Here is a 23,474-nt window from a genome sequence, read left to right as displayed (position 1 = left end):
AGTCAGAAATATATGATTCCATATGGTTAGCTACTTATATGCTCCCGATAACCAGATGAGGACATAAGAAAGTCAGAACTGTCGGTACAGCAAAGCCTGTTTAGAAGGTTGGCAAGGGGAAAGCAGGGGTGCTTTTGATTTTCCAATGGAGTTGTGCACTCAAGTGCTCTGGCAACGGGGTCAGGGTCGTTAACTAAACAAGCACTATCATAAGGAAAAAACGCTAAAAAACAGCACACACATTCCGCTTTTTCCTGGAAAAAGTCTGCAACTCCCGGGGCGTAACCCCCTACCTCTGAACAGAAGCAACTGGCTCATTTTTTGACCGGATATTGATCCGTATCAATACAATCCCATTTCGGTTTACCCACAATAACCATCAAATCTTATAAGCATAACCCGAAGGTAACATGGAGCATGAGCACTGCAACGTTACAGCCGACCTATAACTACAAAGTAGTTCGGCAGTTTGCCATCATGGCCGTGGTCTGGGGAGTTGTTGGTATGGCGGTAGGCCTGCTGATTGCCTCTCAGATGGTCTTTCCCGAACTCAACCTGGGCTTACCCTGGACCAGCTTTGGACGCTTGCGGCCACTGCACACCAATGCGGTGATTTTTGCGTTTGGCGGCTGTGTCCTGTTTGCAACGTCCTATTACATCGTCCAGCGAACCTGTCAGGCGACACTGGCCATGCCGCGGCTGGCCGCTTTCACCTTTTGGGGATGGCAACTGGTGATTGTTGCGGCGGCCATTACTCTGCCCCTGGGCATTACCTCTTCCAAAGAGTACGCCGAACTGGAATGGCCCATTGATATTCTGATCGCCGTTGTCTGGGTCAGTTACGCGCTGGTCTTCTTTGGCACCATCATGAAGCGCAAGAGTAAGCACATCTATGTGGCTAACTGGTTCTTTGGTGCCTTCATTATTACGGTTGCCGTGCTCCATATCGTTAACAGCGCTTCGTTACCTGTCAGCCTGACCAAGTCCTACTCTGCCTACGCGGGGGCCATGGATGCCATGATCCAGTGGTGGTATGGCCACAATGCGGTAGGCTTTTTCCTCACCGCCGGTTTCCTGGGCATGATGTATTACTTCGTGCCAAAACAGGCGGAGCGTCCGGTTTACTCTTATCGTCTGTCCATCGTGCATTTCTGGGCGCTGGTTGCCATCTACATCTGGGCCGGCCCGCACCATCTGCACTACACCGCACTGCCGGACTGGGCCCAGAGCCTGGGCATGGTTATGTCACTGGTGCTGCTGGCACCGTCCTGGGGTGGCATGATCAATGGGGTCATGACCCTCTCCGGTGCCTGGCATAAGTTGCGGACCGATCCGATCCTGCGTTTTCTGGTGGTTTCCCTCTCCTTCTACGGCATGTCCACCTTTGAAGGCCCGATGATGGCCATCAAGACCGTTAACGCCCTGTCCCACTACACCGACTGGACCATTGGTCATGTGCATTCAGGTGCCCTGGGCTGGGTAGCCATGGTGTCATTCGGTTCGCTCTATCACCTGATTCCAAGGCTGTACGGCAAGGAACAGATGTACAGCGTTGGCCTGATCAATATGCACTTCTGGCTGGCCACCATCGGCACCGTTCTTTACATCGTTGCCATGTGGGTAAACGGTATCACCCAGGGCCTGATGTGGCGTGCAGTGAACGAAGACGGCACGTTAACCTACAGCTTTATTGAGTCCGTAGAAGCCAGCGGTGTCGGTTACATTGTCCGTGCTATTGGTGGTGCCTTCTTTGTTCTTGGCATGCTGACAATGGCTTATAACGTCTACCGCACTGCCAGAGAGTCGGGGGAGCCCTCTTCCGGTAAAGAATCCCTCGAACTCAACCCGACCACTGCGCCGGTTGAAGGGAGATAATAATAATGGCGAGCAAACACGATATTGTTGAAAAGAACCTGGGCCTGATGGTGATACTGGTGGTTGTTGCCATCAGTTTTGGCTCCCTGGTGGAGATTGTCCCGCTGTTTTTCCAGAAAGAGACCACTCAGCCCGTGGAGGGCCTGAAGCCTTACACCGCCATGCAGCTGGAAGGCCGTGATATCTATATCCGTGAAGGCTGTGCAGGCTGTCACTCCCAGATGATTCGTCCGCTGCGCGCCGAGGTGGAGCGTTATGGTCACTACTCGGTGGCTGGCGAGTCCGTTTATGACTACCCATTCCTCTGGGGCTCCAAACGTACCGGACCAGATCTTGCGCGGGTTGGCGGCCGTTACTCCGATGACTGGCACCGTGCCCACCTGATTAACCCACGTGACCTGGTGCCTCAGTCCATTATGCCCGCCTACCCATTCCTGGCAGAGAACACGCTGGATGGCAAGCTGACCGCAAGAAAGATGGAAACCCTGCGCACACTGGGTGTTCCCTACACCGATGAAGATATTGCCGGTGCCCGGGATGCTGTCAAAGGACAAACCGAGCTGGACGCCCTGGTGGCTTATCTCCAGGGACTGGGCACTGTTATTTCGGGTAAGCGCTGATGGATATCAATACGATTCGAGGACTGGCGACACTGGTCGCCCTGGTCGCATTTCTATCGGTGGTCTTCTGGGCCTACAGCAGCCGACGTAAGGGCGACTTTGATGAAGCCGCCGCGCTGCCATTTGCTGATGACCAGCAAGAGGGTGCTGCCAACAATGATGCCCCAGGCAGCCACCGGGAAACCCATAAGAACTCCCAGAAAAGAGGAGCAGTATAACGATGAGTAATTTCTGGCACTGGTGGATTGTTCTGCTGACCACCGCCTGCCTGGTACTGGTCACCTGGGTTCTGTTTGCAACTCGCAAGGGCCAGCGCAGGGATATGACCGCTGAGACCACCGGTCACGCTTATGATGGCATTGAGGAGTATGATAACCCACTGCCGCAGTGGTGGTTTATCATGTTCATCGCCACCCTGGTATTCACCGTGGGCTATCTGATTCTCTACCCGGGTATGGGTAAGTGGGCAGGTGTCCTTGGCTGGACTCAGGTGAATGAGCTGGAACAGGATCAACTCAGGCATGACCGCAAATATGCCCCTGAATTTGCCCGTTACGCCGCCACTCCGGTTGAACAGCTGATTAACAACCCCAGGGCTCTGAAAATGGGTGAGCGGGTCTATATCAACAACTGTGCCCTCTGTCACGGTATGGATGCCGGTGGTAACTTCGGTTTCCCGAACCTCACTGACAACGACTGGCTCTACGGTGGTACTCCAGACGCCATCAAGGCCACCATTGTTCACGGCCGTCAGGGGCAAATGCCCGCCTGGGGTGCCGTGATCGGTGATACCGGTGTGAAGCAGGTTGCCAGCTATACCCGTGAACTGTCTGGCATTGACAGCGGTGCCAGCGAAGCGGACCTGGCCGCTGGCGAAAAGATCTTCAGTACGACGTGTGCCGTCTGTCATAACGCCGATGGTACCGGTAACCATGCCCTGGGCGCTCCGAACCTGACCAACAATATCTGGCTGTACGGATCAAGTCAGGCGCAAGTGGAATACACCATCCGCAAGGGACGAAACGGCGTTATGCCACCCTGGAACGATATTCTTGGTGAAGAGAAGGTTCATCTGGTGACGGCTTACGTTTACAGCCTGACCCACAAGACTGAGTGATCTGCTCAGGCACAGATACAAAAAGCTATGAACCACAAAGGCACAAAGGCACAAAGTTTTTTTTAGGCTTGCCTGAGCCGGGCTTAGCAAAAAAAGCTTCCTTTGTGCCTTTGTGCCTTTGTGGTTCCAATAAAACCTTAACGGTATATTTGGGCTCTATGAACACAGACAATGCCAACCAGGAACCGGAACTGATCGACCTGTATCAGAAGCCTGAAAAGATTTACACCAGAAGCTTTTCGGGCCACTTCCGAACGCTTCGTCTGGCTGGCGGTACATTTCTCTTCTTGCTTTTTTTTGGCACCTGCTGGATCAATCTGAATGGCCGTCAGGCGGTGCTCTTTGACCTGCCCGCCCGGCAGTTTCATATCTTTGGCACCACCTATTGGCCCCAGGACTTTATCCTGCTGTCCTGGCTACTGATTATCTGCGCCTTTGGCCTGTTTGCACTGACGGTGTTTGCCGGACGAATCTGGTGCGGCTACACCTGTCCCCAGAGCGTCTTCACCTGGGTATTTATGTGGGCAGAACGCATCACGGAAGGTGAACGCAACCGCAGGATGAAGATGGACAAAGAGCCCATGTCCCTCGGGAAGTTTCTGCGCAAAAGTGCCAAACACACGCTCTGGCTGAGTATCGCTTTTGCTACGGCGCTCACCTTTGTCGGTTACTTTATTCCCATCCGGCAACTGGTGTTGGACCTGGCCACTTTCGATGTTGCCCCCTGGGGTATTTTCTGGCTCGGCTTCTTCACCCTCGCAACTTATGGCAATGCGGGTTACCTGCGGGAACAGGTTTGCATTTATATGTGCCCCTACGCCCGTTTCCAGAGCGTTATGTTCGATAACGACACCCTGGTGGTTGCTTACGACAAACATCGCGGTGAACAGCGTGGCCCCCGCAGAAAAAGCGCTGATCACAAAACCATGGGGCTGGGGGACTGTGTGGACTGCAGTGTCTGCGTGCAGGTCTGCCCTACCGGTATCGATATCCGTGATGGGCTGCAATATCAGTGCATCGGCTGTGCCGCCTGTATCGATGCCTGCGACACCATTATGGACAAAATGGGCTACGACAAAGGCCTGATCCGTTATACCACCGATAACGAACTTGCCGGCCAGAAGACCCGTTGGCTTCGTCCCCGACTGATCGGGTATGGTTCAGCACTGTTTATCATGATCTGCCTGTTTATCTTCAGCGTTGGCCATCGAATTCCGCTGGAGCTGGAAGTACTCAGGGATAGAAATGTCCTGTTCCGGGTCATCAATGATGAGCAGGTAGAAAATATCTACACACTGAAAGTCGCTAACAAAGACCAGCAACCCCATCTCATCAGAATACGGGTGGCTGGTATCGAGAATCTGAAAATAGCGGGCAGAACCGCCATTGTGGCAGAGCCGGGCAGTGTGCAGCAGGAAATCATCAGGGTTATCGCACCGTTGATTGATGGCGCCCCCAGCACCCGGCCGGTTCGCTTCAGCATCAGTTCCAGCCAGCCCGGACTGGAAGCCATTACCGCTGAAAGCCGATTTATGGTGCCCGGACCAGAGAGGAAACCCTGAACCATGACGCAATCAACCACCAGCAGAGATAACTCGGCAGGATGCCAGCCTGCCACCAACAGGGAACCTTTTACCCCCTGGTACCGGGAACCCTGGGCCTGGTACATCGTGGGTATTTTGCTGGTCACCTTTGCCTGGGGTGGCTTTCAGGTCTACACCGCCTTTACCCATCAGGACAGCGTGGTGATTGATGACTATTACAAAAATGGCAAAACCATCAACCAGGACATGACCCGAATTGAAAATGCCCGAAGCATGGCCGTTGCCGGTACACTGACCATTGATGAACTGATCGGTGAAGTCCGGGTGACGATGCAGGGTAATCCGGAGGTGTGGCCCGGGCAGCTTAAACTCAGTTTTCTTTCTCCGGTATTTAAAGACAAAGACAGAACCATTGTGCTGAACCGCTCCTTTGGCATCAGCGCCAAATCAGCCGCAGATTCTAACCCGGCACAACCCGGGCAAAACCCAATGTATGTCGGCCAGCTGGACGCCCTGGTTACCGGCCGTTACTACCTGCAACTGGAAACCCTGGATGAGCTGATTCCGGAAGTAGGCTATGAAACCGGCTGGAAGATCACCCTGGAGGCCGTCGTCTCACCGGGAACCCCAATTACCCTGAAAAACCCGGATGCCTGATGACCGATACCCGTTGCTTTCATTGCACACTGCCGGTCAGCGAGCCGGTGGTATTTTTTGCAGACGTTGAAGGAACACCGCAGCCCATGTGCTGCCCGGGCTGCAAGGCGGTGACCGAGGCCATTGTTGCTGGCGGTCTGGAGAACTATTACCGGCACCGTAGCGAAAGCGCCAACCAGGTCACTGACCTGAATCAGCGACTTCAGGAAGAACTGCAGATCTATGACCGTGCAGAGGTGCAAAAGGACTTTGTCAGACCCGCAGGCCCAGCCTCCCAAAGCCAGGATAACCACCTCACTGCCAGTCTGTTGATAGACGGTATCACCTGTGCCGCCTGTATCTGGTTATTGGAAAACCATCTGGAGGCATTGGCGGGTGTTGCCCGGGTCAGTGTCAACCTCAGCACCCATGAGGCGCAGATCACCTGGGATAACAGCGAGATCCCCTTAAGTACCATTCTGCTGGAAATTCACAAAATCGGTTACCAGGCGTTCCCCTGGCGTGCCGACCAGCAGGAAGCCCTGCTGAAAAACGAAAACCGCACCTTTATACGACGGCTTGCCGTTGCCGGTATTGGTGCCATGCAGGTGATGATGTATGCCATCGCCCTCTATTCCGGTGCCATCAGTGACGATATGCCGGACATTTACCGGGACCTGATCCGGATCTTCAGCGCCGTGATTGCCACGCCTGTGGTGTTGTACTCTGCTGCGCCCTTCTTCAAGGCGGCCTGGCGGGATATCAAAATACGGCATCTCGGCATGGATGTTCCGGTATCCATTGCCATTGGTGGCGCTTATCTGGCCAGCCTGTGGGCAACCTTCTCCATTTATTTCCTTGCTGATGGCTCTATTTATTCCATCGCTGAGGGCTCTATTTATTCCACCGCTGAGGGCTCTATTTATTCCACCGCTAAAGGCTCTGGCGAAGTCTATTATGACTCAGTCTCCATGTTTACCTTCTTCCTGCTGACCGGTCGCTACCTTGAGCTTCGTGCCCGCCATGCAACCGCCAGGGCTGCACGGGCGCTGACCAATCTGCTGCCACCCAGCTGCCTGAAAGAAGTCAATGGTCACTATCAGCGCGTCCCGGTGGCCGATCTGCAACCAGACGACAAAGTTAGAGTTCTTCCCGGTGATGCCATTCCCGCAGATGGCATTCTGATCAGTGGCTCCACCAGCGTGAATGAAGCCATGTTGACCGGAGAGTACCTGCCCATCGAAAAGCAGCCCGGTGACACACTGCTGTGCAGCAGTATCAATGTGGACCATCCCATTGAGCTTAAGGTGAGCAAAGTGGGCGAAGAGACCCGGGTAGCCGGCATTATCCAGCTGCTGCAACGGGCACAGCAGGATAAGCCCGCCATCGCAAAAATTGCCGATAAGGTGGCCGGCTGGTTTGTTGCCTGTGTTTTGCTGGTGGCCATTTGTGTGTACTGGGGCTGGTCCGGCATTGCGCCACAAGACGCGTTCTGGATTACCCTGTCGGTTCTGGTGGTGACCTGCCCCTGTGCCCTGTCCCTGGCCACCCCCGCTGCCCTGACTGCGGCTACCGGCTATCTGCACCGCCTTGGCCTGCTGGTGGCCCGTGGCCATGTTCTGGAAGGCCTGAAAACCATCGACCATGTGATCTTTGATAAAACCGGCACCTTAACCAAAGGGGAGCTGTCGTTAAGCCAGGTGGTTTCTCTTGATAACGGCAACAGCTCAAAAGAAGCGTTGCTTCAGCGGGCAGCAGCCCTGGAAGCACACTCTGAACATCCTATCGCCAGAGCCTTTTTCTACACCGTTGAGTCACTGCATGAGCAGGCTCACGAGGTGAAAAACCATCTTGGCCAGGGGATAGAAGGCACCATTGGCAACCACCTTTATCGTATCGGACGACCCGACTTTGCCTGCCCAGCCGGCAATGTGGCAACGCCAGAACAGGATGGGCAGTGGTTGCTGATGTCTGAAAGTACTGACCAGAAACTCTGGCAACCGCTCTGCTGGTTCAGGATTACCGACAGCCTGCGCCCTGAGGCCGCCCACACCATCCAACGGCTGCAACAGATGGGCAAAACCGTAACCTTGCTCAGTGGTGATGCCGAGCCGGTGGTGGCAGCAACCGCTGAATCCCTGGGTATACGGCAATGGAAGTCTGAAAGCAGCCCGGATGACAAGCTGCACTATATCCAGACACTGCAGAGTCAGGGCCACAAAGTCTTGATGGTCGGTGATGGCATCAATGATGTTCCTGTTTTAGCGGGGGCGGATATCTCCATGGCCATGGGCAACGCCTCAGACCTGGCGCGCACCAGTGCAGATGCAGTATTGATTTGTGGCAACCTTGAGCGACTGGCCGATGCCTTTAACCTGACCATAAGAACCCGGAAAATTATCCGGCAAAACCTGGCATGGTCCCTGGGCTACAATCTTGCCGCCCTGCCCCTGGCCGCAGCAGGCATGATTGCCCCATGGATGGCTGCTACCGGCATGGCGCTCAGCTCACTGATTGTGGTGGCCAACGCCCTGCGACTGAACCGCCCGGGAAAACTGACCAAAACACCGACCGAGTCAGAAGACGTTTACGCCCACCTTGAACCCAGAGGAGCTGCCTGACCATGGAAAGCCTGATTATTCTGATCCCTCTGGCCCTGATCCTGATCGCTGTAGCGATCAAACTCTTCTTCTGGGCAGTAGACGACGGTCAGTTTGACGACCTTGAAGGGCCAGCCCACAGCATTCTTTTTGATGAGCCTCAACAGATACCAAAAGCTAATGCACATGACCATAAATGAAGTCCCCACCTTACTTTCCGCATTAACCCTGGGCGTACTGGGCAGTGCCCACTGTATCGGCATGTGTGGCGGCATTACCTCCGCCCTCAGCCTCTCCCTGGCAGGCAAGTCCCGTGCACAGATCTTCTGGCTGATGCTGACCTATCATCTCGGACGGATTACCAGCTATGCCATTGCTGGTCTCCTTCTGGCCAGCATTGGCTGGTACCTGGGCGGTATCAGCCCGGAAGTAAAAATGGGACTGCGCTATTTTGCGGCCATTATGCTGATCGCCATGGGGCTTTATCTGAGCGGTTGGTGGCGTGGTCTGACACATCTGGAAAAGATCGGACATAAGCTCTGGCAACATATCCAGCCCAAGGCCAAAGCACTGCTGCCCATCAAAAACTTTCCCAATGCCCTCGCCATTGGCATGCTCTGGGGGTGGTTACCCTGCGGCCTGGTCTACAGCACCCTGGCCTGGAGCGCCACTCAGGGACAACCGGTACAGGGTGCGCTGTTAATGGCCTCATTCGGTATTGGCACCATACCCTCAGTGTTCCTGCTGGGTGCGTTCTCAAGACAGCTTAGCGGCATTATCCAAGCCAGTATCACCCGCAACCTGGCGGGTTTGCTGATTATCCTTTTTGGCTTGTGGTCTATGCCCGGCGCGCACCAGAGGTGGTTGATGTCCATGCTGCACCATCACCATATGTGATAAAAGGAAAAAAAAAGTTCTGCCTCCTAGTACATGGTTTCAATGAGTTTGACGTGTACGATCTCCGTTCACCCTGAGCGCCCTTCGGCTCCGCTCAGGATGCACTGACGAAGGGTGCTTGGCACGATCTATCAGAGTCCGGAGTTTCCGCCTTTAGGCCCTATGGGTCCTTCGACAAGCTCAGGACGAACGGAGTGCGGAGGCACGACAACCCGTCAAACTCATTGAAACCATGTACTAGGAGGCTCTTAAAGTTTTGAATCAGAAATCAAACCAAAAGACGAGGCGCTCCGCTTTTTGCTTCTGCAACTCAGCCAACTCCAAGAAATAGTTTTCACCCAGCGATTCCCTGACCGTAAGCTGAACAAACTCTTCGGGAACATCAACGCTTCTTTCTCTTAAAGGCTTGTTGTAGTCGTAAGAAACCAATTCATCAACAGACAGCCAGGAGTGGCCAGATCCACCCGTTCCCCATTCATCAGACTTGGCCTTGATGGAAAGACTGACATCTCCGGGCAGCCCCCGAGCCTCCTCAATAATGGGATACGGAGTAACATGCCAGGAGCCCCAGTCATAATCGCTTCTGACAAAACCCTCGGAAAAAAATGAAAAGACATGACGATTGCGATCTGAAAAAGGTTCGTAACCCGGGATTTCTTCCCATTGCCCGGCACTATTTCTGAATTCAGCATACATATGTATGTCTGCACCCATAATTACTCCTCCTGTCTGATCAGTGACCAGGACATATTTGTGAATTTTTATGATTTAGCAGCAAAAATAGCACATTCAATGAACCCACCGATCACTATCAATCAGACCCTTTTCAGCACAACCCTGCCAGCCAAAGCATTATTTGCTCGATTAATAACCAGATGGCAGATACAATAGCCTACCTCAACAGCTTCACGCCACGTTGGACACAACCCTCATCACAGGCCCCAAAGACGAACCACTAAGGCATGCCGGTTCGGTTCATACCTATTGACACCGATCAAAGAACAACCTTGAAAATCTTTCTAAACTAGCCAAAAACATCATGACGTAATACCGACTGTTTTTGCCTTACCCTTTCCGGCACAAAAGACCGACCAGAAGGCGAACACACTGACTAATAAGACATGAAGATTACCGAGAGCAATAATGAATACCGCACCAGTTTGGGATAAAGACCTGATTCACCGATACAACCACTCAGGCCCGCGTTATACCTCCTATCCCACGGCGGTGCAGTTTGATGGCAGCTTTGATATTGAGAAATATCAGCACAATGCCCACTCCAGTGCCAGGGCCATCAAGCCCCTGTCACTTTACTTTCATATCCCGTTCTGCTCCCATGTCTGTTATTACTGCGCCTGTAATAAAATAGTCACCAAACACCGTGGACGCGCCAATAGTTATCTGGAATACCTGTTTCGTGAAATAGAGATGCAAGCAGCACTCTACAGTCAGGAACAGCGGGTCGAGCAACTGCACTTTGGTGGCGGCACACCGACCTTTCTGAGCCGAGATCAGATGACGGATCTGATGGGCCATATCCGCCAGCACTTCCAACTGACTCAAAGCGATACCGCAGACTACTCCATTGAACTGGATCCCAGGGAAGTAGACTGGCCCATGATGGGCACCCTGAGGGACCTTGGCTTCAACCGGATCAGCATGGGTGTTCAGGACCTGAACCCCAAAGTGCAGCAGGCCGTTAACCGGGTTCAACCTGAAAGCATGATTCAATCCATTCTTGATGCTTCCAGGGTCATGGCATTCCGCTCGGTACACATGGACCTGATTTACGGTCTGCCTTTCCAGACCACCAACAGTTTTATGGCAACCATTGATCGTGTGGTTGATATGGCCCCGGACAGGCTATCCCTGTTTAACTACGCCCACCTGCCCCACCGCTTCAAGCCACAGCGCCGAATCAATGAGCAGGATCTGCCAGCGCCGGAAATGAAGCTGGACATTCTGCATCAGGCCACGGAAAAGCTGCTGGATCAGGGCTATATCTACATCGGTATGGATCACTTTGCTCTGCCAGACGATGAACTGGCCATGGCCCGGGAGGATGGCACGCTGCACCGGAATTTTCAGGGTTATACCACCCATGGCCATTGCGACCTGATCGGCATGGGCGTGTCTGCCATCAGCCAGGTAGGCGACACTTATATTCAGAACAGCACTGATGAAGCCCAGTACTGCGCAATGCTCAATGAACAGCGGTTGCCAGTGGTGCGCGGCTTAAAGATGACCGCTGATGACAAAGTCCGCCAGGCAGTCATTACCCAGCTGATCTGCCACTTCAAACTGAACTTCAGTGATATTGAACAGCGGTTTAATATTCAATTCAGGGATTACTTCCGGGATGAGCTGGCAAGGCTGGAGCCGATGAGGGCAGACGGCCTGATCAGTCTCAATAGCGATGGCTTGCTGGAAGTACTGCCGAAGGGAACACTGTTGATCCGTAACATCTGTATGCAGTTCGACCACTATCTCCATCAACCGGAGATGAAAGAAAAGACGCTCTACTCAAAGGTTATCTGAGCAACACTCCGGAGCAATCACCAGGCTCCGGAGCCCCTCTCCCGCCAGTACCGACAACGACTGATCATCCCGCACAGAACCGAAACCTCTCTGCAGCTCACCGGCTTATCAGCAAAAAACTGAAACTGACGACGACTTGCCACCACTATCACATTGATTTACTTGAAACATAAGTGCAAAATCTGTCATGTCCGTTAAATACCACGAACGAAAATTTAATCCTGTGACATAAGACAATGTCAGATTGATTTTCAGGGATAAAGACACACAACCACCAGGAGCCATGACCATACTATTATCAGGGTCAGCCCTGGGCTTGATAGATGACACGGCAGATGAAAGCTCACCGGAGCCATCGCAGTTTATGACGCATTGCTAAGTAGTTGGCCAAATGGAATCGTATATTTCTGGCTAAGTGGGCAGTTACTATGCAAGGCGCAACGTAGGGAGCATAGCCGTAGCTATGTGACCGGAGTTGCAACGCCGCAGAGTGACTGACAACTTAGTCAGAAATATATGATTTCATTTGGTTAACTACTTAAAGCAGCACCAAACCCCTACTTTAGGTCTGCCCGGTTGCGTACATACCTGATTTACACTCCGGTAACACTTTTCATACACTTGGTTTTCCATAAACAGTGTCGAATTTCGCCAATACGACTTTGAGGCCTCTCAATGACGTCAAAGCCCAACGTCCGACAGCCGAGCCATGTGGCCTGCAGAGACTGCAGCCTCAGCTCACTGTGCCTGCCACTGGCACTGAGCATTAAGGATATCGATCAGCTGGATCACATTATCAAGCGTGGGCGTCCTTTGAAAAAAGGCGAACACCTGTTTCTGGAAGGTGACCCCTTTACCAGTGTCTTTGCTGTTCGCTCAGGGGCTCTCAAAACCTACACAGCGACCAATGAAGGTGAGGAACAAATCACCGGATTTTACCTGCCCAGCGAAATTCTTGGCCTGAGCGGCATGGATACGGATACCTATCCGGTGTCGGCCCAGGCGATGGAAACCACCATGATCTGCGAGATTCCTTTTGAGCAACTGGAAACCCTTTCCGATCAATTCCCGGAACTTCGCCGACATCTGATGCGCCTGATGAGCAAGCGTATCCGTGAAGACCAGCAAATGATGATGCTGCTGTCCAAGAAAAACGCCGATGAACGTATTGCCACATTCCTGATTAACCTGGCCAGCCGTTTTCGTCGCCGGGGCTTTTCTTCCCAGTCGTTCCGTCTGTCCATGTCGAGAAATGAGATGGGGAACTACCTGGGCCTGGCGGTAGAAACGGTTAGTCGTGTATTTACCCGATTCCAGAAAAACGGCCTGATCTCCGCCGTGGGCAAGGAAATCGAAATTCGCAACTCGGTTAAACTCTGTGCCCTGGCCGGGGGAAAAACACTGGAACCCAACCCGATTGCTACCAACGCCTGACTTTATCCTCTAAAGAAGCTACCCTTTGAGGCGGCTTCTTCCTTTTTATCCATTGACTGACAGCGGCATGCTCCCTCCCATGCATACAAACGAATGTTCATCCGTTCAGGAATATCTGCGAACGCAAATCAGAACCATCGCCAACTGGCCCCATGAAGGCATCCTGTTTCGGGATATCACCACACTGTTTGAAAATCCGGAAGCCTGGCGTAAGGCCGTGGATGTCATGGTTCAGCGTTATGAGAACCAGACTTTTGATCGCATTGGCGCGCTTGATGCCCGCGGTTTCCTGCCTGGCTCGACACTGTCCTATATCATGAACAAGCCGCTGGCACTGTTTCGCAAGAAAGGCAAACTGCCCGGCAAAACCCTCAGTGTCGAGTATGACCTTGAATATGGCAAAGCCGTACTGGAAATGCATGAAGACACCATTAAGGCCGGTGAAAGAATTCTGTTGGTGGATGACCTTATCGCCACCGGAGGCACACTGCTGGCTGCCGATCAGTTGATCCGACAAGCAGGAGCCTGCACACTGGAAGCTGCAGCTATCATCAATCTGCCAGATCTCAAGGGTGCTGACAGACTCAATGCGGCGGGCATTCCAACCTATGCCCTGTGCAGTTTTGCCGGTGAGTAAAACTACCCTCAGTTCAGAATTTCAGGGATGATACGATATGTCTCTTAGATCCAGGGTTAATGTCTGGATCTGAGAGCCACTCCCGCAATTACAGGACGCACAGACCGGGATCTACCCGGAAAAAGGACTTTGCAAATGGGAATATGCGCCAAGGAACTAAGGCACTATGTTGTTCGCCCCGCACTCAAGCATCTGGGTATGTGGAGCCCTACTGCTGAGAACCTGCTGCTTGGTACTGCTGCCAGAGAGTCCGGGCTTGGTTTTCATCTGAAACAGGCCAATCACCAGGCGCTCGGTATCTATCAGATTTCTCCTCGCATGCACCGCAATATCTGGGACCTGTTTCTGGCTCCAAACGCTGACTTATCCAGCAAAGTTCGGGGACTGGCCAGCCAGCGGGAGTTTCTTTCCCACCCCCATCATGAACTGGCGACCAACCTGGTTTACGCCACCGCCATTGCCTGGCTTATCTATCACCGCTGCGGTATTCAGATCGAAGATATTGATAAAGAAGACATCACTGCCATGGCCAGGTTATGGCAAAAGCACTTTCACAGCAGAAACCCCGGAACACTCCAGAGCTTCTGCGAAAGCTATCAAAAGATGATTATTGAATCAGGCTGCTCCACAGAGGAGTCAACGTACTTTAACCAGGCTGCAGCCAAACCGGCATAACAGGATTCGCCTGCTCCCTTATCGCCTTGATGATGTTCCCCTACAACCCCTTGGCCTCAGCACATTGAACACAGAGGTCAGCATAAGGCATGACCTCAAGGCGCTGAACCGGAATTTCCTTACCGCAGGACAGGCAGAAACCGTAATCACCCTCATTTATACGATCAAGGGCGCGGTTAATCTTACCCAGTTCAATCACCGCCTCGTTACCCAGTGCATCAATAACCTCATCATTCTCCCGCTCCTGCGCCTGCTCAGACCAGTCTGCACTGTTTTTTCGGGAAGCATCCTTTTTAATTTTACCCAGACGCGTATTCAGCTCATCCCTGCGAGCCATCAACCATTTCTGCCACTTATCATGATCTGTCATTTTGCTACCCCTGCACAAAAATACTGTAGAATCCTGCTGTTTATTCTATAAAGAATAGTTGTGTCAAAAGGTCACTCTTTACCATAAAACAACGCCGACGAACCTTATCCCCACTCACAAAAACGGATAAAGTATTAATTAACAACCTGCGGCGTACTGATTCTTTCCAAAATCATGAATTCAAATAGTAGATCATTGATACCGTAAACGTAATATTCAGTTTCAATCCGGAAAAACATTTTCCCACCTGGTACATCAATTCAATGAGTTTGATGTGAACAACCTCCGTTCAACCTGAAGCAGAGTCCAGGGAGTGATCTATAACCAGGCATTACACCACATAAGGCAGTCGTTTCAGCCAGGCGATGCAGGATGTGTGATTGAGCTGACTGGCAAGTACCAGGGGAGTCCTGCCATGTCTGTTTCTCACCCGATGATCTGCGCCGGCATTCAACAGCATCCTGACAACTTTCAGGTTGCCATTGAATGCCGCCATATGCAGAACGGTATTGCCGTCTTGATCGGGAATATTCAGATCCGCCTCCGCCCGGATCAACAGGCTGAGGGAAGCATCAAAGGAGAAATGAATAAAGGACATATCAACGGCATAGTGTATGGCCGTACGACCGGAATTATCTTTAATATCAAGCTGAGCACCTGCCTGGATCAGGGCTTTCAGGCTATTGCAACGGTGTTTAAGCACCGCCAGATGCAGTGCGGTCTGACCCTCTGCGTTGGTCATGTCAGGATCGGCACCGGAGCGAATAAACATGCGCAGGCACACATACCTGCCGTTGATGACGGCGTCGTGTAACACCGTGTTGCCAGCCGAGTCCCTTGCCGAAAAATCCACGTTAGCCTCAACGATGACCCTGGCGCACCCAAGATGGTTGAATCTGGTGGCTATGTGCAGCGCTGTCATAACGCTAATGCCGTTGGTAAAGGCCTGGATATTGGCCCCCTTGCGGATCAGGGTTTGCACGCTTTCAAGGTGCCCATGATAAGCAGCAAGATGCAGGGCGTTCCAGCCACAATTGACCAACGCCTCAACGTTGGCGTTGTTATCAATCAGGATTTCCAGACACTCACTATGGTTTCGCATGGCAGCGTAATGCATCGCCGTTCTGCCAACGGGGGTCACTGCGTCAAGGTTCGCACCTTTATCAGCAAGTAATCGCAGGCAGTGGCCATAACCACCGGTGGCCGCATGGTGAACTGCCACCCGGCCATGACGGCTGGCTATGGTCATATTACACCCATTGCTGATGAGAATATCCATAACCGCCCTGTGGCCGGCCTTGGTCGCCAGAATCAGGGGGGTCCTGCCACGGCTGTCCACGGTATCAATAATGCCCGGGTTCCGGGCCAGTATCCTGACACACTCACAACGGCCTTCCAGGGCAGCAATATGCAGTGCCGTTCGGTCATCACTGTCCCTGGTGGCAGGGTTTGCCCCTCCCAGAACCAATGCTTCGGCAAACTTACCATCTTCCAGCCTGGCTGCCAGGTGAAGGGCTGCATCACCATCCCGGTTAGTCATATTGAGACCCGCACCGGACTGAATCAGAAAATTAACCACATCAAGGTGGCCATTGACCAGGGCAATGTGCAGTGGGGTCATGCCGTCATTGATGGCCGGGACATCCAGCGAAGCCCCCGCTGCCACCAAAGCCCTGACACAACCAATTTGCCCATTGCGGGCGGCCATATACAGCAGACGGACATGATGACCTGTATCACCGGTACGAAACAGGGCAAAGACAACACTCGGGTCGAGGGTCAGCAACTGCTGAAGCTGTGCCAGGTTTCCGGAGCGACAGCAACTCAGGGGCATTGACTCGCTGTACGCTGAGTACTCATAGAGCTTCGCCCCACCCTCTCGCATCAGTGGCACGGCGCAATTAAGACAGACCGGGCAAGTTCGTCTGGCCAACGGTCGGCTGTTAAGCCAGGGGGTCACACATTGCTCGTGATAGCGATGGCGACAAGGGGTAACCACTACCCTGTTGTGTCCAAACAATCCAACCAGACAAATCGGACAGACATCGTTTAATGGTTGCCTTGTCGGGTTGGAAACTGGAGAAATTGAATTTTCCATCAGTATTCAGGTCACCGTGTACCCGGTTGAATTCATGGACAACCGGTGATTTCATAAACACTATTGACAGAAAAATTGTGGACTGGTTCCTGAAAGGCAGCACAGAAGCTGTCCTGCCAGCTATTGGCGCACCTTTGCAGTCTGATCTGAATTGAACGTCATTGTCAGGCTGCACAGCCTCTCAGCTTGTGATGCCGGGAAATTAAATAGTAATAATTTTTACCATGTCATTATCGGTATCGATTGGATCAGGAATATTCCCGGAAAAGATCGTTTGATTGTCCTCATGCTCATAGGACTTGCGCTCGCCAGAACGATCCATTGCAAGATCCTTAAAATTGAACAGCTCAGTATCAGCCATCTGGGATGGCGCTATATTCTGCATAGCCGTAAAAATTGACTCGATCCTGCTCGGGTTCTTTTTTTCCCACTCAGCCAGCATGGCTTTGATATTCTGACGCTGCAGGTTCTTTTGTGAGCCACACAGGTTGCATGGAATAATCGGGAACGCCATTTGTTCAGCAAACCGTTTGATATCCTTCTCGCGGCAATAAGCCAAAGGGCGAATCACCACGTTCCGTCCATCGTCTGATAGTAACTTGGGTGGCATGGCGGCCAGCCGGGAGCCGTAGAACATATTAAGGAACATGGTCTCTACGATGTCGTCCTTATGGTGGCCAAGGGCAATTTTGGTTGCGCCGATATCTTCGGCAAAGGCGTACAGAGTGCCACGGCGCAAGCGCGAGCATAAACCACAGGTGGTTTTACCCTCCGGTATCTTCGACTTAACCACCGAATAGGTATCCCTGTTAATAATATGATAAGGAACATTCAGGCCATCCAGGTATTCCGGCAGGATATGCTCAGGAAAGCCCGGTTGTTTCTGATCCAGATTCACCGCCACTAAATCAAAGGTTATCGGTGCACTTTTCTGGAGACTCTGCAAAATATGAAGCATCGTGTAGCTATCAGCGCCACCCGATAAACAGACCATCACTTTGTCGCCATCCTCGATCATATTGAACTCTTCAATAGCCTGACCTGCGTGGCGGCGCAACCTTTTTTGCAGCTTGTTAAATTCTGTCTTTGCAGTTCCGGAAAGAGAAGTCGTCATATTATCCTGAGGGAGTCTAAAGAAAAATTTGATTATAACTATCTGTCAATCTTTCACCAATCAGACCGATTGCTATCCCGTTACGGACTTTCACTACAAGGGATTCTGAAACAAGCTCAAATGGAATAAGTTATGGGATATCCCCACCCCGGGAAGGTATCCACCGAGCCATTCAAGACCCACAACTTAAAACGACTGAACACCAGCAGTCACTGAAAATGGATAAAACCCGGTATTGATTAACAAAAGCAAAATCAATATATTTAAAACCAAATTCCGCATAGCAGAATAATAAGAAGGAAATGATAACATGTCCGATGCCTATATCTACGACGGTGGTCGTATCCCTTTCGGCCGACACGGTGGGGCGCTCTCATCGATCCGTCCGGATGACCTGTTGGGTGACATCATCAGGACTCTCATTCAGCGCAATGCTTTCGATCTGAATCAATACGAAGACGTTATCGCAGGTAATGCTTCCGGCATAAACGACGGTGCATCAGCACTGATTATTGGCAGTCAACAGGCCGGGGAGAAGGCCGGCATCAGGCCCCGCGCACGGATTCTTGCCGGTGCGATTGCCGGTGTTGAGCCACGGGTCATGGGGCTTGGTCCGGTGCCAGCGTCACGCAAAGCCCTGGCAAGAGCAGGGCTGACCATGGCCGATATGGATGTGCTGGAATTCAACGAAGCCTTCGCAACCCAGGCACTATAAGAATGAAATTATGACTGTCACCTATGATTTGCAGAACAAAATTGGTGTTATCACCATCAATAACCCACCGGTCAACGCCCTTTCCCAGCCTGTACGTGAAGGCCTGAAAGGCACCATTGAGAAGGCTCAGCACGATGACTCCGAACTGTTAATTATCATCTGCACAGGGCGCACCTTTATTGCCGGTGCCGATATTTCCGAGTTTGGCAAAATGCCCATGGAGCCATCGCTGCCGGATGTGGTCAATTTGATTGAGGCATCGGCCAAGCCGGTGATTGCCGCCATCCATGGCACAGCGCTTGGTGGCGGATTTGAAGTCGCCCTGGCCTGTCATTACCGCATTGCAGTTCCTTCTGCCAAAGTAGGTTTGCCGGAAGTCAAACTGGGTTTGCTGCCCGGTGCAGGTGGCACACAGCGGGCTCCCCGTCTGGCCGGGGTAAAAAACGCACTGGATCTGATGACGTCAGGTCACCCCATGAAGGCGGCCAGGGCGCAAAGTATCGAGCTGCTCGATTCATTGGTTGAGGGCAACTTGCTGACCGGTGCCATCGAGTTTGCCAACACCCTGCTGGCTGACAATCCGGAAGTCCGGCGGGTAAGCGATATAACCATTGACCCTGCCCAAATAGAGCCGGGCTTGTTCGATGCCTACCGGGCCAGGCTGGCCAAACGTGCCCGGGGGCAGATTGCGCCACAAAAAATCGTCGCCTGTGTTGAAGCTGCCGTTAACCAACCCATCAACAAGGGGCTGGAGCTTGAGCGGAAACTGTTTGTTGAGTGTCTTCTGTCGCCTGAGTCACAGGGATTACGACACCTGTTTTTTGCTGAGCGCAAAGCTGTAAAAATTAATGGCCTGCCGAAAGAAACCCGGGCTAAAGCGATTCAATCGGTGGGTATTATCGGTGGTGGCACCATGGGTGGCGGGATCGCCATGAACTTTGCCAATGCCGGTATTCCCGTCACTCTTCTGGAGATTGATGAACAAGCCCTGCAACGTGGTAAGGATATTATTGCCAGCAACTACGGTATCACCGTTAAAAAGGCAAGCTCTCCGGGGCCGAAGCAGAAAAACGGCTCGGGATGATCCGTGGCACAACCTCTTATGACCACCTGGCGGAAGTGGACCTGGTGATCGAGGCGGTATTTGAAGATCTTGCCATCAAACAAACCGTTTTCAAACAACTTGATGCCGTGTGCAAGCCCGGCGCTATTCTTGCCTCCAACACCTCCTATCAGGATATCGATGCCATCGCCACCGTGACCCGTCGTCCACAAGACGTGATTGGGCTGCACTTCTTCAGCCCGGCAAATGTCATGAAATAGCTGGAGATAGTGCGGGGCGACAAGACCTCGGACGAGGTGCTGGCAACCGCCATGGACATTGCCAAACAGATTAACAAGGTGCCGGTACTCTCCCGTGTCTGTTACGGCTTTATTGGCAACCGGATGCTGCGGCCATACGCAAGAGAAGCGCAGTTATGCCTGATCGAAGGGGCAACCCCGGAACAGATCGACCGGGTCATGGAGAACTGGGGCATGGCCATGGGGCCAATGGCTGTTGCTGATCTGGCCGGTATCGACATCGGTTATAAGGCCCGCCAGGGATTGTCCGACGAGGAAAAAGGTAATCCCAAATCCTACTGCATTGCTGACCGACTGGTGGCAATGGGCAGGCTGGGGCAAAAAACCGGGGCCGGTTACTATCAGTATGATCCCACGTCACGGGCCAGGAGTTCTGATGAAACCATCCTTCGGGTAATAGAAGAAGAAGCCACAAAACAGGGTGTTGTGCGAAGAGAGATCAGCGACGACGAAATTCTTGACCGACTGACCTTAGCGCTGATCAATGAAGGCTTTAACATTCTGGAAGAAGGTATTGCCCAGCGCTCCAGCGATATCGACGTGGTTTATATCTTTGGCTATGGCTTTCCAGCCTATCGCGGTGGCCCGATGGCGTTTGCAGAGAACCAGGGCCTGAAAAAAGTCTACGCCAGAATGTGCCAGTTTGGCGAACAGTTCGGCCAGCAGAACTGGACACCATCTGCACTGCTGAAAACACTGGTCACCGACAATAAAAGCCTGACTCAATGGGAAAAAGAGCAGGCATGACTTTGCAGTCATAACCTTCATATAGATGCCTGGGGTTATTCCCGGGCTGTTATGGTATTTTCAGAAAAACCCAATATTATACGACATCAATTTTTTGCTTTAAGACAGACAATTATCGTCGTATAAAAACGACCGGCCAAAAGATTACCAGTCAACCCATGGAAAAATTGGCAGGCACAAGGCAGTTAACTATCCAATATGAATGACCAATATGCCACTCTGAAAGGGATAATCTTTGCCCTGCTCTCAGCACTGGCATCCACTACCGCGGGTGTTGCCACCAAGGTGGTAGCCGATGCAGTTCCCATCTCTATGGTTGTTTTGTTTCAGTACGGCATCTGCCTGCTTATTCTTATCCCTTTGCTGTTGAAACACCCTCTTCGCAACTGGTATACAAAACACCCGGTTATTCATGCTGTCCGGGGGATTTCCGGCTGGCTGTGTTTTTTTACCTACTATCTGGCGATTCAACATATCCCCCTGGTGGACGCCTCTCTGCTGCGTAATACGGCACCGTTATTTGTCCCATTATTTGTCTGGGCCTGGATAAAAATAACCATTCCGGGGGGGCAGTGGCTGCCTATTATTGTTGGCTTCCTGGGTATTCTGCTGATCTTGCGACCGGACGCAGAAGGCATTGAATACTGGCATATCATCGGGTTGCTGTCCGGCGTGTTTCTGGCGCTTTCCATGGTCAGCACCCGGGTCCTTTCAGGCACTGAATCCACCCATGTGATTTTGTCTTACTATTTTTTGATATCGTTTCTCTGCAGCATCCCGTTAGCCATCCTTGACTGGCAGCCTATTCCTTACTGGACGCTGCCCTATTTACTCTATATTGGTGGTTCTATCTCGTTGACCATGTGGTGTTATACCCGGGCATTGACACTTGCCAGTGCCGTCATCGTGGCACCTATAAACTACTCCGGTGTAGTATTTTCAGGAATTATGGGCTGGCTGATCTGGAACCATATTCCCGACGGATTTGCACTAACAGGAATTCTGCTGGTCATTGCCGCCGGGCTGATTACGGCGTTCTGGAACAGCAGCAGTCCCAGACAACAATAGATGAATGTTAACCGGCAAACCCCGGAGATTTACCCGATACTTCTGATTCACCTATGTTATAAATGTTTAATCCTTTAACCAGTATTGATAATGGCCTTTAATTTGCAGGGAGCGGAACTCCACCCCTTGCAGAGCATACACAATAGTAGAAGACACACCGCATATGAATGAAATTATTGACCTGCCAAGAGAGAAAGGGGGGGAGAAAGACAGGAAATTCGTTGAGGCGCTGGCACGTGGCCTGGATTTGCTGCGGGCTTTCAGTCAACAGGGCGGCGTTCTCGGTAATCAGGACCTTGCCAGAATTACCGGGCTTCCCAAACCAACCATCTCCCGTTTGACTTACACACTGACCCAGCTGGGCTATCTCACTTACTCGAAGCACCTGGAAAAATATCAACTGGACGTCGGTGTGCTGGCACTGGGTTACGCCTACACCTCCAATCTCAACGTACGTAAAATTGCCAAGCCTTATATGGAAAAAATGGCCACTCAAGCCAATGTCTCTGTTGGACTGACCATCCGCGAGCGTCTGTCGATGATTTACGTTGAGAATTGTCGCAATGAAAAAACACAGGCTCTGCGCATGGATGTTGGCTCAAGATTGCCACTGGCAACATCATCCTCCGGACGTGCCTTTCTGGCCGGTCTGTCAGACGACGAAAGACAGCAGATTCTGTCACTGATGGAGCAGCACTCAGGTGATCACTGGCCAGCCTGGCAAGAAAGCATCAGCAAGGCTATTGATGAGTATCAGGAAAAAGGCTTCTGTACATCCCTTGGCGACTGGAGCAAAGATGTTAATGCCGTTGCTGTCCCGCTCAAACTTCTGGATGGCCGGGTTATGGCAATCAACTGCGGTGGCCCGAAATACCTTATCTCCGATGAGATGATCATGCAGTCACTGGGGCCACAGCTGGTTCATGTGGTGCGGGATATTGAGGCTACCGGGGTATAACCCATAAATAGCTCGGCTTGAATACTGTCCTATCCTCGTTTCCACGCTCCACGTGGGAACGAGCACGTAGCACTTGATTGAGATAAAATAAAAAATCGAACTCACATTTCGCTGTGCAGTATTATATATTGATTTCAATCATACCCTCAGGCTAAGATCACAAAGCACTGAAATCTTCGATACAAGAATTCAATAATAACAAAAACCTGAAACCGACTACTGAGGGCAGTAGTGGCAAGAAGGAGCAGGAGACCTTAGCAACATGCAAAAAAATCACCGTGCTTCCGGGCAGATGGAACGGCCTGTTGGAATCAGAAAATCAACTTATCTACTCACACTGGCTATTCTGGGCACCATGCCCGGTGTCAGTCAGGCCGTTAGCTGGACCACAGAAAATGATGTCCATATCTCGCTGGATACCCAGGTAAAATGGCTCCTCGTCCTTTAGTGTGGATTTCCTTATGAAATA

General features: G+C 52.0%; 23 protein-coding genes and 1 pseudogene. 20 read left to right on the top strand and 4 right to left on the bottom strand.

Annotation, left to right across the window (positions count from 1 at the left end; translation table 11 throughout):
• Positions 1-417 precede the first annotated feature (417 nt).
• The 9 genes from ccoN to CX664_RS22220 all read left to right on the top strand — a co-directional run bounded on the left by ccoN (position 418) and on the right by CX664_RS22220 (position 9,289).
• Complete coding sequence (gene ccoN, locus CX664_RS22260) at positions 418-1,875, top strand: cytochrome-c oxidase, cbb3-type subunit I (RefSeq protein WP_101748847.1); 1,458 nt, start codon at positions 418-420, stop codon at positions 1,873-1,875.
• A gap of 5 nt (positions 1,876-1,880) precedes the next feature.
• Positions 1,881-2,495 (top strand): cytochrome-c oxidase, cbb3-type subunit II, encoded by a 615-nt coding sequence (ccoO, locus tag CX664_RS22255; protein ID WP_101748846.1) that lies wholly within the window; start codon positions 1,881-1,883, stop codon positions 2,493-2,495.
• A complete protein-coding gene (locus CX664_RS22250; protein ID WP_101748845.1) occupies positions 2,495-2,713 on the top strand; it encodes a cbb3-type cytochrome oxidase subunit 3 in 219 nt (72 codons plus the stop codon). The genes ccoO and CX664_RS22250 overlap by 1 nt, the downstream gene beginning before the upstream one ends.
• A gap of 2 nt (positions 2,714-2,715) precedes the next feature.
• On the top strand, positions 2,716-3,612 hold the full coding sequence (gene ccoP / locus CX664_RS22245; RefSeq protein WP_101748844.1) for a cytochrome-c oxidase, cbb3-type subunit III: 897 nt from the start codon (positions 2,716-2,718) through the stop codon (positions 3,610-3,612).
• 158 nt (positions 3,613-3,770) lie between these two features.
• Entirely contained in the window at positions 3,771-5,174 is a 1,404-nt protein-coding gene (gene ccoG, locus CX664_RS22240) for a cytochrome c oxidase accessory protein CcoG (protein ID WP_101748848.1), read from the top strand.
• 3 nt (positions 5,175-5,177) lie between these two features.
• Entirely contained in the window at positions 5,178-5,813 is a 636-nt protein-coding gene (locus CX664_RS22235) for a FixH family protein (RefSeq protein WP_101748843.1), read from the top strand.
• Positions 5,813-8,413 (top strand): heavy metal translocating P-type ATPase, encoded by a 2,601-nt coding sequence (locus CX664_RS22230; protein WP_101748842.1) that lies wholly within the window; start codon positions 5,813-5,815, stop codon positions 8,411-8,413. The genes CX664_RS22235 and CX664_RS22230 overlap by 1 nt, the downstream gene beginning before the upstream one ends.
• A gap of 2 nt (positions 8,414-8,415) precedes the next feature.
• Positions 8,416-8,592 (top strand): cbb3-type cytochrome oxidase assembly protein CcoS, encoded by a 177-nt coding sequence (ccoS, locus tag CX664_RS22225; RefSeq protein WP_101748841.1) that lies wholly within the window; start codon positions 8,416-8,418, stop codon positions 8,590-8,592.
• Complete coding sequence (locus tag CX664_RS22220; protein WP_101748840.1) at positions 8,579-9,289, top strand: sulfite exporter TauE/SafE family protein; 711 nt, start codon at positions 8,579-8,581, stop codon at positions 9,287-9,289. Before ccoS ends, CX664_RS22220 begins: the two co-directional genes overlap by 14 nt.
• A 261-nt stretch (positions 9,290-9,550) precedes the next feature.
• Here CX664_RS22220 and CX664_RS22215 read toward each other — a convergent pair whose 3' ends face one another.
• Positions 9,551-10,003 (bottom strand): hypothetical protein, encoded by a 453-nt coding sequence (locus tag CX664_RS22215; protein WP_146000222.1) that lies wholly within the window; start codon positions 10,001-10,003, stop codon positions 9,551-9,553.
• 429 nt (positions 10,004-10,432) lie between these two features.
• Between CX664_RS22215 and hemN the strand changes: the two genes are divergently transcribed.
• From hemN to CX664_RS22190, 4 genes are all read left to right on the top strand, one after another.
• Complete coding sequence (gene hemN, locus CX664_RS22205; protein WP_101748837.1) at positions 10,433-11,827, top strand: oxygen-independent coproporphyrinogen III oxidase; 1,395 nt, start codon at positions 10,433-10,435, stop codon at positions 11,825-11,827.
• Positions 11,828-12,502: 675 nt separating this feature from the next.
• Positions 12,503-13,261 (top strand): fumarate/nitrate reduction transcriptional regulator Fnr, encoded by a 759-nt coding sequence (gene fnr, locus CX664_RS22200; protein ID WP_101748836.1) that lies wholly within the window; start codon positions 12,503-12,505, stop codon positions 13,259-13,261.
• A gap of 79 nt (positions 13,262-13,340) precedes the next feature.
• Positions 13,341-13,898, top strand: coding sequence for an adenine phosphoribosyltransferase (locus tag CX664_RS22195; RefSeq protein WP_244910717.1), 558 nt, complete (start codon positions 13,341-13,343; stop codon positions 13,896-13,898).
• A 135-nt stretch (positions 13,899-14,033) separates the two neighbouring features.
• A complete protein-coding gene (locus CX664_RS22190; RefSeq protein ID WP_174783948.1) occupies positions 14,034-14,573 on the top strand; it encodes a hypothetical protein in 540 nt (179 codons plus the stop codon).
• 40 nt (positions 14,574-14,613) lie between these two features.
• On the opposite strand, the gene CX664_RS22185 is transcribed toward CX664_RS22190, so the two are convergent.
• From CX664_RS22185 to ttcA, 3 genes are all read right to left on the bottom strand, one after another.
• A complete protein-coding gene (locus tag CX664_RS22185; protein ID WP_101748834.1) occupies positions 14,614-14,943 on the bottom strand; it encodes a TraR/DksA family transcriptional regulator in 330 nt (109 codons plus the stop codon).
• Between the two features lie 331 nt (positions 14,944-15,274).
• Positions 15,275-17,041 (bottom strand): ankyrin repeat domain-containing protein, encoded by a 1,767-nt coding sequence (locus tag CX664_RS22180; RefSeq protein WP_101748833.1) that lies wholly within the window; start codon positions 17,039-17,041, stop codon positions 15,275-15,277.
• Positions 17,042-17,243: 202 nt separating this feature from the next.
• Positions 17,244-18,155 carry a tRNA 2-thiocytidine(32) synthetase TtcA gene (gene ttcA / locus CX664_RS22175; RefSeq protein ID WP_101748832.1) on the bottom strand — a complete coding sequence of 304 codons (912 nt, stop codon included), beginning with the start codon at positions 18,153-18,155 and terminating at the stop codon, positions 17,244-17,246.
• Between the two features lie 460 nt (positions 18,156-18,615).
• On the opposite strand from ttcA, the pseudogene CX664_RS28345 reads away from it, so the two are divergent.
• From CX664_RS28345 to CX664_RS22150, 7 genes and pseudogenes are all read left to right on the top strand, one after another.
• Positions 18,616-18,867, top strand: a pseudogene (locus CX664_RS28345) (3-oxoadipyl-CoA thiolase); the annotation flags it as partial.
• A 13-nt stretch (positions 18,868-18,880) separates the two neighbouring features.
• Positions 18,881-19,954: an enoyl-CoA hydratase/isomerase family protein gene (locus CX664_RS27635; protein ID WP_244910716.1), complete on the top strand. Its 1,074-nt coding sequence runs from the start codon at positions 18,881-18,883 to the stop codon at positions 19,952-19,954.
• The gene (locus CX664_RS27630) at positions 19,951-20,193 is read left to right on the top strand and encodes a 3-hydroxyacyl-CoA dehydrogenase family protein (protein ID WP_244910715.1); all 243 of its coding nucleotides are present in this window, start codon (positions 19,951-19,953) and stop codon (positions 20,191-20,193) included. The genes CX664_RS27635 and CX664_RS27630 overlap by 4 nt, the downstream gene beginning before the upstream one ends.
• Before the next feature lie 465 nt (positions 20,194-20,658).
• Entirely contained in the window at positions 20,659-20,979 is a 321-nt protein-coding gene (locus CX664_RS28340) for a 3-hydroxyacyl-CoA dehydrogenase family protein (protein WP_420810387.1), read from the top strand.
• A gap of 198 nt (positions 20,980-21,177) precedes the next feature.
• Complete coding sequence (locus CX664_RS22160) at positions 21,178-22,047, top strand: DMT family transporter (protein ID WP_101748831.1); 870 nt, start codon at positions 21,178-21,180, stop codon at positions 22,045-22,047.
• 163 nt (positions 22,048-22,210) lie between these two features.
• On the top strand, positions 22,211-23,005 hold the full coding sequence (locus CX664_RS22155) for an IclR family transcriptional regulator (protein WP_101748830.1): 795 nt from the start codon (positions 22,211-22,213) through the stop codon (positions 23,003-23,005).
• Positions 23,006-23,267: 262 nt separating this feature from the next.
• Entirely contained in the window at positions 23,268-23,453 is a 186-nt protein-coding gene (locus tag CX664_RS22150) for a hypothetical protein (protein ID WP_101748829.1), read from the top strand.
• The last annotated feature ends 21 nt before the right edge of the window (positions 23,454-23,474 follow it).

Source organism: Endozoicomonas acroporae (assembly GCF_002864045.1).
Classification (GTDB): Bacteria; Pseudomonadota; Gammaproteobacteria; order Pseudomonadales; family Endozoicomonadaceae; genus Endozoicomonas; species Endozoicomonas acroporae.
Note: the sequence above shows the minus strand (reverse complement) of the source record. Positions and strands in the feature narration are given on the sequence as shown.

Coding starts and splice junctions, on each gene's coding strand:
- CX664_RS22230 (WP_101748842.1), top strand. CDS start 5,813: ATGACCGATACCCGTTGCTTTCATTGCACACTGCCGGTCAGCGAGCCG.
- CX664_RS22185 (WP_101748834.1), bottom strand. CDS start 14,943: ATGACAGATCATGATAAGTGGCAGAAATGGTTGATGGCTCGCAGGGAT.
- hemN (WP_101748837.1), top strand. CDS start 10,433: ATGAATACCGCACCAGTTTGGGATAAAGACCTGATTCACCGATACAAC.
- CX664_RS22250 (WP_101748845.1), top strand. CDS start 2,495: ATGGATATCAATACGATTCGAGGACTGGCGACACTGGTCGCCCTGGTC.
- fnr (WP_101748836.1), top strand. CDS start 12,503: ATGACGTCAAAGCCCAACGTCCGACAGCCGAGCCATGTGGCCTGCAGA.
- CX664_RS22195 (WP_244910717.1), top strand. CDS start 13,341: ATGCATACAAACGAATGTTCATCCGTTCAGGAATATCTGCGAACGCAA.
- CX664_RS22150 (WP_101748829.1), top strand. CDS start 23,268: ATGCAAAAAAATCACCGTGCTTCCGGGCAGATGGAACGGCCTGTTGGA.
- CX664_RS22180 (WP_101748833.1), bottom strand. CDS start 17,041: ATGGAAAATTCAATTTCTCCAGTTTCCAACCCGACAAGGCAACCATTA.
- ccoN (WP_101748847.1), top strand. CDS start 418: ATGAGCACTGCAACGTTACAGCCGACCTATAACTACAAAGTAGTTCGG.
- ccoS (WP_101748841.1), top strand. CDS start 8,416: ATGGAAAGCCTGATTATTCTGATCCCTCTGGCCCTGATCCTGATCGCT.
- CX664_RS22155 (WP_101748830.1), top strand. CDS start 22,211: ATGAATGAAATTATTGACCTGCCAAGAGAGAAAGGGGGGGAGAAAGAC.
- ccoG (WP_101748848.1), top strand. CDS start 3,771: ATGAACACAGACAATGCCAACCAGGAACCGGAACTGATCGACCTGTAT.
- ccoO (WP_101748846.1), top strand. CDS start 1,881: ATGGCGAGCAAACACGATATTGTTGAAAAGAACCTGGGCCTGATGGTG.
- CX664_RS22235 (WP_101748843.1), top strand. CDS start 5,178: ATGACGCAATCAACCACCAGCAGAGATAACTCGGCAGGATGCCAGCCT.
- ccoP (WP_101748844.1), top strand. CDS start 2,716: ATGAGTAATTTCTGGCACTGGTGGATTGTTCTGCTGACCACCGCCTGC.
- CX664_RS27630 (WP_244910715.1), top strand. CDS start 19,951: ATGATCCGTGGCACAACCTCTTATGACCACCTGGCGGAAGTGGACCTG.
- CX664_RS22220 (WP_101748840.1), top strand. CDS start 8,579: ATGACCATAAATGAAGTCCCCACCTTACTTTCCGCATTAACCCTGGGC.
- CX664_RS22190 (WP_174783948.1), top strand. CDS start 14,034: ATGGGAATATGCGCCAAGGAACTAAGGCACTATGTTGTTCGCCCCGCA.
- CX664_RS27635 (WP_244910716.1), top strand. CDS start 18,881: ATGACTGTCACCTATGATTTGCAGAACAAAATTGGTGTTATCACCATC.
- ttcA (WP_101748832.1), bottom strand. CDS start 18,155: ATGACGACTTCTCTTTCCGGAACTGCAAAGACAGAATTTAACAAGCTG.
- CX664_RS22215 (WP_146000222.1), bottom strand. CDS start 10,003: ATGGGTGCAGACATACATATGTATGCTGAATTCAGAAATAGTGCCGGG.
- CX664_RS22160 (WP_101748831.1), top strand. CDS start 21,178: ATGAATGACCAATATGCCACTCTGAAAGGGATAATCTTTGCCCTGCTC.